The 11,452-nt window shown below is 63.3% G+C and carries 11 protein-coding genes and 1 pseudogene; 4 read left to right on the top strand and 8 right to left on the bottom strand.

The window, feature by feature from the left end; translation table 11 throughout:
* Positions 1-794, top strand: a 794-nt coding sequence (locus X741_RS144905; RefSeq protein WP_023779392.1) for a hypothetical protein, incomplete at its 5' end; no start/stop codon positions are given.
* Positions 795-819: 25 nt separating this feature from the next.
* On the opposite strand, the gene X741_RS144900 is transcribed toward X741_RS144905, so the two are convergent.
* Complete coding sequence (locus tag X741_RS144900) at positions 820-2,421, bottom strand: cisplatin damage response ATP-dependent DNA ligase (RefSeq protein WP_023779393.1); 1,602 nt, start codon at positions 2,419-2,421, stop codon at positions 820-822.
* 223 nt (positions 2,422-2,644) lie between these two features.
* Entirely contained in the window at positions 2,645-3,652 is a 1,008-nt protein-coding gene (locus X741_RS144895; RefSeq protein WP_023779394.1) for a ligase-associated DNA damage response exonuclease, read from the bottom strand.
* Positions 3,653-3,801: 149 nt separating this feature from the next.
* Between X741_RS144895 and X741_RS144890 the strand changes: the two genes are divergently transcribed.
* The 3 genes and pseudogenes from X741_RS144890 to X741_RS01000000167075 all read left to right on the top strand — a co-directional run bounded on the left by X741_RS144890 (position 3,802) and on the right by X741_RS01000000167075 (position 5,791).
* On the top strand, positions 3,802-4,719 hold the full coding sequence (locus tag X741_RS144890) for a methyltransferase domain-containing protein (protein ID WP_023779395.1): 918 nt from the start codon (positions 3,802-3,804) through the stop codon (positions 4,717-4,719).
* Between the two features lie 127 nt (positions 4,720-4,846).
* On the top strand, positions 4,847-5,206 hold the full coding sequence (locus X741_RS144885) for a hypothetical protein (protein ID WP_023779396.1): 360 nt from the start codon (positions 4,847-4,849) through the stop codon (positions 5,204-5,206).
* A 40-nt stretch (positions 5,207-5,246) separates the two neighbouring features.
* Positions 5,247-5,791: pseudogene (locus X741_RS01000000167075) on the top strand (AAA family ATPase).
* Here X741_RS01000000167075 and X741_RS144880 read toward each other — a convergent pair.
* The 6 genes from X741_RS144880 to X741_RS144855 form a co-directional block, all read right to left on the bottom strand.
* Positions 5,788-6,729: a glyoxylate/hydroxypyruvate reductase A gene (locus tag X741_RS144880; RefSeq protein WP_023779399.1), complete on the bottom strand. Its 942-nt coding sequence runs from the start codon at positions 6,727-6,729 to the stop codon at positions 5,788-5,790. The pseudogene X741_RS01000000167075 and the gene X741_RS144880 overlap by 4 nt on opposite strands.
* Positions 6,730-6,757: 28 nt before the next feature.
* Positions 6,758-8,386, bottom strand: coding sequence for an ABC transporter ATP-binding protein (locus X741_RS144875; RefSeq protein WP_023779400.1), 1,629 nt, complete (start codon positions 8,384-8,386; stop codon positions 6,758-6,760).
* Complete coding sequence (locus tag X741_RS144870) at positions 8,383-8,883, bottom strand: PIN domain-containing protein (RefSeq protein WP_023779401.1); 501 nt, start codon at positions 8,881-8,883, stop codon at positions 8,383-8,385. Before X741_RS144870 ends, X741_RS144875 begins: the two co-directional genes overlap by 4 nt.
* A complete protein-coding gene (locus X741_RS144865; RefSeq protein ID WP_023779402.1) occupies positions 8,883-9,116 on the bottom strand; it encodes a hypothetical protein in 234 nt (77 codons plus the stop codon). Before X741_RS144865 ends, X741_RS144870 begins: the two co-directional genes overlap by 1 nt.
* Positions 9,117-9,202: 86 nt before the next feature.
* Positions 9,203-10,348 carry an ABC transporter permease gene (locus X741_RS144860; RefSeq protein ID WP_023779403.1) on the bottom strand — a complete coding sequence of 382 codons (1,146 nt, stop codon included), beginning with the start codon at positions 10,346-10,348 and terminating at the stop codon, positions 9,203-9,205.
* Entirely contained in the window at positions 10,348-11,442 is a 1,095-nt protein-coding gene (locus X741_RS144855; protein WP_013891315.1) for a microcin C ABC transporter permease YejB, read from the bottom strand. Before X741_RS144855 ends, X741_RS144860 begins: the two co-directional genes overlap by 1 nt.
* Between the last annotated feature and the right edge of the window lie 10 nt (positions 11,443-11,452).

An 11,452-nucleotide genomic window follows, 5' to 3' on the forward strand; every position in this document is an offset into this window, starting at 1 on the left:
GCTCGCGCGTGCTGCCGGTCGTCCCCGACATCATGCCGGACGCGACGCTCCCCGGTGCGCCGGCCATCGACATGTCCGTCCCCGCCGCGTCCGGTGCCGCGACGGAAGTGGCGCCCGACCGCGACGAGCGCCGCATTCGCGGACGCCGCTTGCCGCTGACCGCCATCTTCCTCACGGTGACCGTGCTTGCGGCCGTAGGCATCGGCTTGTTTTTCGCCATGCAGACCGGCGTGTTCAAGACGGCGGCGCAACTCGATACGGCGCCACCTGAAGCGCCGCCAACGGTCGAGGACGATGATTTCACCCCGGCCGATGGCGCCAACGCACCGGCAAAGCCGGGGTCCGCGGACCAGTCGCGCGACTGGATCAATGTTTTCTCGCCGACCGACCCGACGCATGTCGCCGCTCCCTCGGACGCCAAGGCCGAGGTGATGAAGGACGACAGCGGGCCATTCCTGCGCATTCAGTCCGGCGCCTCCGGTTCGGCGGTTGCCTTCGACGTCGGGCAAGGCGTGCTGGAGAAACTCGCCGGCAAACACGCCGTGTTCGACATCCTCGCCCGCGCCGAGGACGGCAAGGACACGCAAATCTCCATCGACTGCAATTTCGGCGAGCTTGGCGACTGCGGCCGCAAGCGCTACGCGGTCGGCCAGCAGCGCAACGAATATCTGTTCGACGTGAAATTCCCCGACAAGCGTCCAGGCTCGGCCGGAACCATCGCCATCAATTCCGATTTCGACAAGCAGGGCAAGGCGGTCGATGTCTACGAGATCCGCGTCTCGATCGAGCCCTGAACGGAAGCTTCAGCTGTAAAGGGATCTATCGGTCGAGCAGTGCCTGCAGCGTCTCGATGCGGTCGGCCTCGTTGGCCGGCTTGTCCCAGCGCAGCCGCGAAATGCGGGGAAAGCGCATGGCGACGCCGGATTTGTGCCGGGTCGAGCGGTTGAGCCCTTCGAAGGCGACTTCCAGCACCAGCCCGTTGTCGCGGTCGGCCCGCACCGAGCGCACCGGCCCGAAGCGCTCGACCGTGTTGTCGCGGACATATTTGTCGATCTGCTTCAGCTCCTCGTCGGTGAAGCCGAAATACGCCTTGCCGACCGGCACCAGTTCCTCCTCGCCCTCGGCTCCGGACCATACGCCGAACGTGTAGTCCGAGTAGAAGCTCGACCGCTTGCCATGGCCTCGCTGAGCATACATCAGCACCGCGTCCACCGTATGCGGGTCGCGCTTCCATTTGAACCATGGGCCTTTCGGCCGGCCGGCGACATAGGTCGAATCCCAGCGCTTGAGCATCACCCCTTCGATGATCGGGTGTGGCGGCGCCCGGCGCAGGTCCTCAAGCGCCTGCCACTCGGTGAAGTCGACGAAGGGCGACAGATCGAAGCGGCTCGGGTCGAGCGTCCCTATGAAGGCTTCGAGGCGGGTACGCCGTTCGCGGAACGACAATCCGCGCAGATCCTCGCCGCCGATCTGCAGCAGGTCGTAGCAGCGCATGAAGGCCGGGTATTGCTGCTGCATCTTCGGGGTCACCGTCTTGCGGTTCAGCCGCTGCTGCAGGTCCGAGAAGGTTCCTGTCGCCTCTCTGGGATCGCCGACCAGCAGCTCGCCATCGAGCGTCGCGGAGAAATTCATGGCGTCCGCGAGGTCGGGAAAGGCGCCGGAGACGTCGTCTCCGGTGCGCGAATAGAGCCGGCGGACGCCGCCTTCGGCCACCGCCTGGACGCGGATGCCGTCCCATTTCCATTCCGCCGCATAGTCGGCGGGATCAAGCTTTTCGAGATCGCCATCGCCGATCGGGTTCGACAGCATCACCGGGCGGAACAGCGCCAGCGCCGTGTTGCGCGGTTTGTCGGCCTTGCCCTCGAGCCAGGCGAACAGCGCCATGTAAGGCGGCGACAATCCGTGCCAGAGTTCCTCGATCTCGGCGATATCGACCTTGCCGAAATCCGCCAGCGCCTGTTTGGCGAGCCGCGCCGACACACCGATGCGCAGGCCGCCGGTGACCAGCTTGATGATGGCAAAACGCGCCGAAATGCCGGCGCTGTCGAGCAGCCCCGCCAGCACCCTCGGTCCGTCGGAGCGGCTCGCCGCCTGCAGCTTGGCCACGACCTCGCCAAGCGTCGGCTCACGGTTCGGGATGTACCCCGGCGTCTGCGGCCAGACCAGCGACACCGTCTCGGCGAGATCGCCGACATAGTCGTAGGAATAGCCGAACAGCACCGGGTCCATGCGTTCGGTGACCAGGGTGCGCAGCATCGCCGGCTTGATCGCCGCTATGTTGAGGTCGCCTGTGATGGCGGCCAGCGCCAGGCCGCGGTCCGGGTCCTCGACGCTGCGGAAATAGTCGGTCAGCAAGGTCAGCTTGCCATTGCGCGACGGCGTCAGCACCAGGCGGTCGAGAAGCTCGGCGAAGCGGTTCATGGTGACACTGGGCGAGCATGGCGCTTCGGCACACCCCCCTCTATCCTGCCGGACATCTCCCCCGCAAGGGGGGAGATTGGCAGCTTCGATGCCGGCACTTTCCTTGCGCCGTTGGCGATTGGCGAAAGCCGCGACAACAGCCAATCTCCCCACAAGTGGGGGAGATGGCCGGCAGGCCAGAGGGGGGCGCCGTAGAACGCTGCATCAACGATTGTTCCCATGCTCAATCGCCCTCGTCCTCATACCCCACCAGATGCAGCGGTCTCGCGGCGATGCCTTCCAGCTCGCACCAGCGCACCAGTGCTTCCTCGCGGCCATGGGTGACCCAGATCTCCCCGGCGCCGGTCTCCTTGATGGTGGCGGTGAGCTCGTCCCAGTCGGCATGGTCAGAGATGATCAGAGGCAGTTCGACGCCGCCTTGCTTGGCGCGCTGGCGGATGCGCATCCAGCCTGACGCGAAGCATGAGATCGGATCGGGAAAACGCCGCGCCCAGCGGTCGGCGAAAGCCGACGGCGGGCCGACGACGATGGCGCCGGCAAAATCCTTCTTGCCGTTTTCCACCGTCGCCGGTTCGAGCATCCCCAGCTCGATACCCTGGCTCTGATAATAGTCGCTGAGCTTGGCCAGCGCGCCATGGATATAGAGCGGCCTGTCGTAGCCGGCGTCGCGCAACAGCCGCATCACTCGCTGCGCCTTCCCCAACGCATAGGCGCCGACCAGATGCGAGCGCTCCGGGAATTGCGCGGCCGATTTCAACAGGCGGGCGATCTCCTCCGTATCGGGCGGATGGCGAAACACCGGCAGGCCGAAAGTCGCCTCGGTGATGAACACGTCGCAGCGGATCGGCTCGAACGGCGCGCAGGTCGCATCCTTCTGTCGCTTGTAGTCGCCGGAGGCGACGATGCGCGTGCCCTGATGGCCGACGCATATCTGCGCCGAACCCAGCACATGGCCGGCCGGATGGAAGCTGACGTCGACGCCGTTGAGGACGACCGTCTCGCCAAGCCGTGCCGCTTGCATCGTGCCGGCAAAATCCTCGCCGTAGCGCAGGCCCATGATGTCGAGCGTCTGCCGCGTCGCCAGCACCGAGCGGTGGCCGGAGCGCGCATGGTCGGAATGGCCATGCGTGATCAGTGCCCGGTTCACCGGCCGCACCGGATCGATGAAGAAATCGCCCGGCGGACAGTAGAGGCCCTCGGGCCGGGGTTGAAGCAGGTCGCTGGCGCGCATCGCTCCAAGATAGGATATAATTCCGCCACGGGAAGCCTGTTGCCGGAGACTGCTGACTCTCCGGCAAAACATGCCTGGCCAGTTCAATTCGGCTTCTGTTTGCTCTACAGAGGCGATGGCTGGCGGTTCTGCCGGCGAAAGCCATCATCATGAAGCCGCTTCAGACCTCGTCCGGCGATTTGAACGCTGATCGCCGTGCCGATTATGCCGAAATGCTCTTTGCCTCCGGCGATCACGCCCAGGCGGCCGAACTGCTGCTCGGCGCGCTGGAACTGGCACCGCGATGGGCGATGGGCTGGTTTCGCCTTGGTGAGATGCAGCAAACCTCAGGCAGGGCCGACTTGGCCGCGCTGGCCTGGGCGACGTCGCTGAAGCTCGATCCGGCGGACCGCCAGGGCGCATCCCTCAAGCTGCAGCTGATCGGCAGGGGTCCTGCGGCCCCGGCGCCGCCGAGTGCCTTTGTCGAAACGCTGTTCGACCACTATGCCGAAACCTTCGAGACGGCGCTGGTCGACAAGCTCGGCTACCGGCTGCCCGAGTTTCTTGAACGACAGATTCGCAAGGCGAGGCCGGGCCGCTTCCGCCTGGCGCTCGACCTTGGCTGCGGCACCGGGCTGATGGGCGAGCGGCTGAGACCGATCGTCGGCCGGCTGGAGGGGTTCGACATTTCCGCCGCGATGCTGAGGAAGGCGCGGGCAAAAGGCATCTATGACGCGCTGGTGAAGGCGGATCTACAGGGGTTCTCCTATTCGGGCGACAAGGCCGATCTGGTGACGTCGGCCGATGTGCTCATCTATGTCGGTCGGCTCGAAGCTCTGCTGGAGACGGTCGCCGGCCTGCTTGCCGGCGGCGGCCTGTTTGCCTTCTCCGTCGAAACCATGGCGGAGGCAGGCGACTTCGCGCTGCAGCCGTCGCGGCGCTACGCCCATTCGCAAGCCTATGTCAGGCGCACGCTCGAGGCCAACGGACTTTCGGTCCTGGCGCTTGAGCCCACGACCATCCGGCTGGATCGCCATGAACCTGTCAAAGGGCTGGCCGTTGTGGCAGGGAAGGCTCACATCGCCTGAACTGCACAATCTTGGTGTGGTGATCCTGGTCTCGTGCGTGCGGCTGCGAAAAAAAGTCTGATTTGCGTGCGCGACTGATATTTGCGATCTGGTCGCATCAGGCGGGATATCAGGAGGAGCATTTCAGATGCGCTGGAACATGATGATCTTGGCGTCTTGCCTGGTAACGGCCGGCTGCGTGGGCAATTCGATGTCCGAGCGGCAGGACGCCAACATAGAGTCCTCCCTGCAGTATGACAGCGTGCCGTGCGATCAATTGCTGGCGAGGCGCAATGGATTGGCGCAGCAATACAACCTTCCCACGACGGCAAAACCGACCTTTTACAATCCCGCAATGGGCTTTGGCCCATTCACGCCCGACATGCGCTCCAAGGCCAAGCGCGACAGCGACCAGGCATCCGGCGAGATCGATGCCATGAACCGGTCGATCGAGCGCCGCGACTGCGGCAAGCCGGACAAGCAGAAGAAGTTCGCCCTGCCCAGCTAATCGCAGGCAGCAGGCCGCGGCTTCGCAAGGGTGTCATCGTATGAAACTCTCGGACCTTGGAGACCGCCTATGCATCCTGGGGCCGTCCAACAGCGGCAAGTCGACCCTGGCCGACGCGATTGCCCGCAAGCGTGGCCTGGAGCCCGTTCACCTCGACCTGCTTCATCATCTGCCCGACACCGACTGGGAACTGCGTCCAAAGGCCGAATTCATCGCCTTGCATGATGCCGCGATTGCCGGCGAGCGCTGGGTGATGGACGGAATTACTCGATCTGCATGCCGCAACGCTATCAGCGGGCGACCGGACTGATCCTGCTGGATATCTCCACGCCGGCAAGCCTGCTGCGTTATTTCAGGCGAACGCTGTTCGAGAAGGAGAGGCGCGGTGCCCTGCAGGGCGGGCGCGACAGCGTCAAATGGGACATGATCCACCATATTGCCGTGACCACGCCGAAAAATCGCGAACGCTACCAGACGTTGTTCGAACAGACAGACCTGCCAAAGTTGCGGTTGTCTTCCATCAAGGCGATCAAGCAATGCTTCCGCAAGTGGGATCTGGGCCAGATGAGGATGGTCCCCGGCTAATACCCCGCCTTGCGGTCCACTAGGTTGTGGAGCTTTTCGCCGCGCTCGAAGGCGTCCATCTGGCGCAGCATGATCGGCGCCAGGTGGACCGGGTCCGAGGTTGCCGCGGCGTGCGGCGTCACGAACACCTTTGGGTGTTTCCACAGCGGACTGGTTTTCGGCAGCGGTTCGACCTCGAACACGTCGAGGCTAGCTTCTTTCAGCGTGCCGTCGTCCAGCGCCCGCGCGATGTCGGCGTCCTTCTGCAGGCGGCCGCGTCCGGCATTGATCAGCACCGAGCCGCCGAGACCGTTGCGTTTCCTCAGTTCCTTCAGCACGCCGTAGTTGATGATGCCTTGCGTGTCCAGCGTCAGCGGCAACAGCACGACCAGTATATCGGTCGCCTTGAGGAAGGGGATCAATCCGGCCTCGCCGCAATAGGTCGCCACGCCTGCCATCGGCCGGTCGGTGCGCGACCAGCCATTGACCGCGAAGCCGAGCGACAACAGCACCGAGGCCGCGGCACGGCCGAGATTGCCGAGCCCCATGATGCCGACCGAAATGTCGCCGGCCGCCCTCTGCTGCGGCTCGTGCCAGATCTTCTTCTGCTGCTGCGAACGGTAGAGCATACCCTGGCGATGATGATCGAGCACCCGCCAGACGACATATTCGGTCATGTGCTGGGTAAGGTTGTCGGCGACGACCCTGACGACGGGCACGTCGGGCAGGCCGGGGTCGGCGAAGACATGGTCGACGCCGGCGCCGATCGAGAAGATGGCGCGCAGATTGGGCAGCGACGACAACAGGTTGGGCCTCTGCTTCCACACCACCGCATAGGTGATCGATGGATCCTTGGTGCCGTCCGGCTCCAGCACCACCTCGCGCTCGGCCGACAACAGGTCGCGCCAGCGCTGTGGATGAAAGCCGGTAACGGCAAGCAGGATGCGGCCTTTTTCCATCGCGGTCTTTCAGTCTCTCTCTATGCAGTCACTGGCTGACAATGCCGACCGGAGCGGTCTCTATCTTGAAGGCCGCCGCGATCAGCGCCCGAGTATAGTCGGTTTGCGGATTTCCAAAAATCTGTTCGGAAGGGCCGGCTTCGACGATCTGGCCGTTGCGCATGACGACGACGTCGTTGGCCAGCGCCCGGATGACCTTGAGGTCGTGGCTGATGAAGAGATAGGCGAGGTCGTGCTTGGCCTGCAGGCTGCGCAGGAGGTCGACGACCTGCGCCTGCACGCTCATGTCGAGCGCCGATGTCGGCTCGTCCAGCATGACGAAGCGCGGGTTGAGCACCATGGCGCGCGCGATGGCGACGCGCTGGCGCTGGCCGCCGGAGAACTCGTGCGGATAGCGGTTGCGGGTCGCCGGATCGAGCCCGACCTCCTTCAGCACGGCCGCCACCTTGTCGTCGCGCTCGTCGGGCGACAGCTTCGGTTCGTGGATCTTCAGGCCTTCCTCGATGATCTCGGCGATCGACATGCGCGGGCTGAGGGAACCGAACGGATCCTGGAAGACGATCTGCAATTCGCGCCTGAGCGGCCGCATGGCGTTGAAGGTGAGCTGGTTGATGTCGCGCCCGTTGAACTGGATGGTTCCCGTCGACGAGATCATGCGCGCCAGCGCCAGGCCGAGCGTCGTCTTGCCGGAGCCGGATTCACCGACCACGCCCAGCGTCTGGCCGGCGCGCACGGTGACGTCGATACCGTCCACCGCCTTCACATGGTCGACGGTGCGGCGAAAGAAGCCCTGCTTGATCGGAAACCAGACCTTGATGTCCTTGCCGGTCATGACCGGCTTGGCATCGGCATTGGCCGCCGGCGGCTTGCCCTTCGGCTCGGCGGCCAGAAGGTGACGCGTATAGGGGTGCTGCGGGTTGGCGAAGATGTCCTTGGTCGGTCCGGTCTCGACGATCTTGCCCTTGGTCATCACGCAGACCCGGTCGGCGATCTTGCGCACGATGCCGAGATCATGGGTGATGAACAGCATCGACATGCCCTTGCGGCTCTTCAAGCCGGCGAGCAGTTCGAGGATCTGCGCCTGCACGGTGACGTCGAGCGCAGTCGTCGGCTCGTCGGCGATCAGGAGTTCCGGCTCGTTGGCCAGCGCCATGGCGATCATGACGCGTTGGCGCTGGCCGCCCGACAGCTGGTGCGGGTAGGCGTCGAGCCGCTTCTGCGGATCGCGGATGCCGACCTCGTTGAGCAGCGCCAGCGTGCGCGCCTTGGCCGGGCGGTCGGCCATGCCCTGGTGCAGCTTCAGGATCTCGACGATCTGCTGCTCGATCGTGTGCAGCGGATTGAGCGAGGTCATCGGCTCCTGGAAGATCATGGTGATCTTGTTGCCGCGCACCTGGCGCAATTGCTTCTCGTTCATGGCCAGGAGGTCGGTGCCCTGGAACAGGATCTTTCCAGAGGGGTGGCTGGCGCTGGGATAGGGCAGCAGCTTCAGCACCGACAGCGCCGACACCGACTTGCCGGAGCCGGATTCGCCGACCAGCGCCACCGTCTCGCCCTTGGCGATATCGAACGAGATGTGGTCGACCGCCATCGACTGGCCGCCGCCCGGGCCGAAGGCGACGCTGAGGTCGCGAACGGAGAGCAAAGAAGCAGTCATGTATCAACTTCCGCTATGATCTTATCAACGGCAGAAATATCCGGTCGTATGATCGAAATTTGCGCTGTCAATTGGGGAGGGACAAGCCGATTTGGCGTGACAGAATAGGCATCCTTCAATCTGGTATCGGCAGTCAGAAATTGTGTGCACCCGAAATGCATCGCCGTCGAAAGATGAATAGCATCCGGCAGCCTGAGAGAAATGAACTGCGAGCGAAGCTGTGCTGCGTGCCAGAGAACCTCGCGAGTTACCGCCCCAATCGAGACAAACGCGTTACCAATCGAGATATTGTCATAGAGTTCAACAAGCGGCTCATTGCCCTTTTTCAGCGGGTCAACCATCAACTCCGCCAGCACGAGCTCGCTTGTCGCGAGGAAAGGCCGCTTTCTGCCCTCGTTCAGTGAAATGAGCTGAAGCAGTTTTTTTGCCAGAGCATCGTTATTTTCGAAAGCGTAGATGAAAATGTTCGTATCGACGTAAAGCCGGAAGGCGGCCATCAATCCTCCCACTCATCGCGGAGGGCACGAACACGCGCAACGGCCTCTTCGAGACTGGTTCCCGCCGCGTTGGCCTGCGCATTCCGCATAAGTTCAAGCAACTGTTTGTGGCCGAGAGGCCGCTTGGCTTCCTCTTCCACCGTCACCTTAACCGAGGCAGTCAAAGCTATACCCTCTCGCAGCTCATCCGGGAGTTTGGATGCAGGGTAATGCTCAAGGATGACCTTATTCACAACTCGGTCCTTTCGTGGGCACGCTCATTTCGTTCAAAACAGCCACACTGAGAATATATCATGGTGAATGCCGGTCCGCATCGTTGTCATCTGAACGTCTTGCGCGGATCGAAGGCGTCGCGTGTCGCCTCGCCGACGAAGACCAGCAGCGACAGCATCAGCGAGATGACGACGAAGCCGGAAATGGCGAGCCACGGCGCATTGAGGTTGCGCTGCGCCTGCTTGAGCAGTTCGCCCAGCGACGCCGAGCCCGGCGGCAGGCCGAAGCCGAGATAGTCGAGCGAGGTCAGCGTCGAGATCGAGCCACTGAGCAGGAACGGCAGGAAGGTCAATGTCGCCACCATGGCGTTGGGCAACAAATGCCGGAACATGATGGTGCGGTTGGGCACGCCGAGCGCGCGGGCCGCGTTGACATATTCGAAATTGCGGGCGCGCAGGAATTCGGCCCGCACCACGCCGACCAGCGCCACCCAGGAAAACAGCAGCATCAGCCCGAGCAGGATGAAGAAGCCCGGCGGCAGGATGGCGGCGACGATGAGCAGGAGATAGAGCACCGGGATCGCCGACCAGATTTCGATGAAGCGCTGGAACAGGAGATCCGTCCAGCCGCCGAAATAGCCCTGCAGGGCGCCGGCGCCGACGCCGATCAGGGCCGAGCCGGCGGTCAGGGTCAGGCCGAACAGCACCGAGATGCGAAAGCCGTAGATGACCCGTGCCAGCACGTCGCGCGCCTGGTCGTCGGTGCCCAGCCAGTTCCAGTTACCGACGACGCAGGCCGGATCGGCGGCACCTTGCGGATACTGGTTGCAGCGCGTCTTGGCGTCATATTCCCACGATGGCTTGGCGGGTGCTGCTTCCGGAATGGCGTTGTTGACGGTCTGGTAGGAGTAGCGCACCGGCGGCCAGATCATCCAGCCATGGGCGTTGATCTCGTCCTGGATTACCGGGTCGCGATAATCGGTGACGGCATAGAAGCCCCCGAACTTTTCCTCGGGATAGGCGACCAGCACCGGAAACAGGATCTCGCCCTTGTAGGAGGCGATGATCGGTTTGTCGTTGGCGATGAATTCGGAAAACAGCGACAGCACGAACAGGACGAGAAATATCCACAGCGACCAGTAGCCGCGCTTGTTGCCCTTGAAATTCTGCAGGCGGCGCTTGTTGAGCGGCGACAGAAACGGCCGTGGCATCCGCTCCGGCACCACGCCTGCGGTAACGCTCGCCTCCGACATCAGACGTCTCTCCGCTCGAAATCGATGCGCGGATCGACCCAGGTGTAGATGAGGTCGGACAGCAATCCGATGAACAGCCCAAGCAGCGAGAAGATGTAGAGGTTGGCGAACACCACCGGATAGTCGCGCTCGACCACCGACCGGAAGCCGAGCAGGCCGAGGCCGTCGAGCGAGAAGATGTTCTCGATCAGGAGCGAGCCGGTGAAGAAGGCCGAGATGAAGGCGCCGGGGAAGCCGGCAATGACGATCAGCATGGCGTTGCGGAAGACGTGGCCGTAGAGTACCTGCCGTTCCGACAGGCCCTTGGCGCGCGCGGTCACCACATACTGCTTGCGGATTTCTTCCAGGAACGAGTTCTTGGTCAGCAGCGTCGTCGTCGCGAAAGCCGACAGCACCAGCGCCGTCAACGGCAGGGTCATGTGCCAGAAATAGTCGACGATCTTGCCCCACCAGGACAACTGGTCCCAATTGTCCGAGGTCAGGCCGCGCAACGGGAACCAATCCCAGAACGAGCCGCCCGCAAACAGCACCATCAGCATGATGCCGAACAGGAAGCCTGGAATGGCATAGCCGACGATGACGACACCGCTGGTCCAGATGTCGAAAGGTGTGCCGTCCTTCACCGCCTTGCGGATGCCGAGCGGGATCGAGATCAGATAGGACAGGAGCGTGATCCAGAGCCCGATCGAGATCGACACCGGCATTTTTTCCAGGATCAGGTCGAGCACCGAAATGTCGCGGAAGTAGCTGTTGCCGAAATCGAAGCGGGCATAATTCCACAGCATCATGCCGAAGCGCTCGAGCGGTGGCTTGTCGAAGCCGAACTGCTTCTCCAGCTTCTTGATGAATTCCGGGTCGAGCCCCTGCGCGCCGCGATATTTCGAGCTGACGTCGCCGGCGACGTCGAGGTTGGAGCCGCCCGCATCGCCGCCACCGCCGCCGAGGCGGTCGCTGCCGCCCTGGTTGGTCAGCTTGGCGATGACCTGCTCGACCGGGCCGCCAGGCGCGAACTGGATGACGGCGAAGGAGATTGCCATGATGCCGAACAGCGTCGGGATCATCAAAAGGATGCGGCGCAGGATATAAGCGCCCATCAGGCTTCCT

The sequence above is a fragment of the Mesorhizobium sp. LNHC221B00 genome (assembly GCF_000502935.1).
GTDB lineage: Bacteria > Pseudomonadota > Alphaproteobacteria > Rhizobiales > Rhizobiaceae > Mesorhizobium > Mesorhizobium opportunistum.

Excerpts from the sequence above, each read along its gene's own strand:
- X741_RS144900 (WP_023779393.1), bottom strand. The coding sequence starts at position 2,421 with ATGAACCGCTTCGCCGAGCTTCTCGACCGCCTGGTGCTGACGCCGTCG.
- X741_RS144895 (WP_023779394.1), bottom strand. The coding sequence starts at position 3,652 with ATGCGCGCCAGCGACCTGCTTCAACCCCGGCCCGAGGGCCTCTACTGT.
- X741_RS144890 (WP_023779395.1), top strand. The coding sequence starts at position 3,802 with ATGAAGCCGCTTCAGACCTCGTCCGGCGATTTGAACGCTGATCGCCGT.
- X741_RS144885 (WP_023779396.1), top strand. The coding sequence starts at position 4,847 with ATGCGCTGGAACATGATGATCTTGGCGTCTTGCCTGGTAACGGCCGGC.
- X741_RS144880 (WP_023779399.1), bottom strand. The coding sequence starts at position 6,729 with ATGGAAAAAGGCCGCATCCTGCTTGCCGTTACCGGCTTTCATCCACAG.
- X741_RS144875 (WP_023779400.1), bottom strand. The coding sequence starts at position 8,386 with ATGACTGCTTCTTTGCTCTCCGTTCGCGACCTCAGCGTCGCCTTCGGC.
- X741_RS144870 (WP_023779401.1), bottom strand. The coding sequence starts at position 8,883 with ATGGCCGCCTTCCGGCTTTACGTCGATACGAACATTTTCATCTACGCT.
- X741_RS144860 (WP_023779403.1), bottom strand. The coding sequence starts at position 10,348 with ATGTCGGAGGCGAGCGTTACCGCAGGCGTGGTGCCGGAGCGGATGCCA.
- X741_RS144855 (WP_013891315.1), bottom strand. The coding sequence starts at position 11,442 with ATGGGCGCTTATATCCTGCGCCGCATCCTTTTGATGATCCCGACGCTG.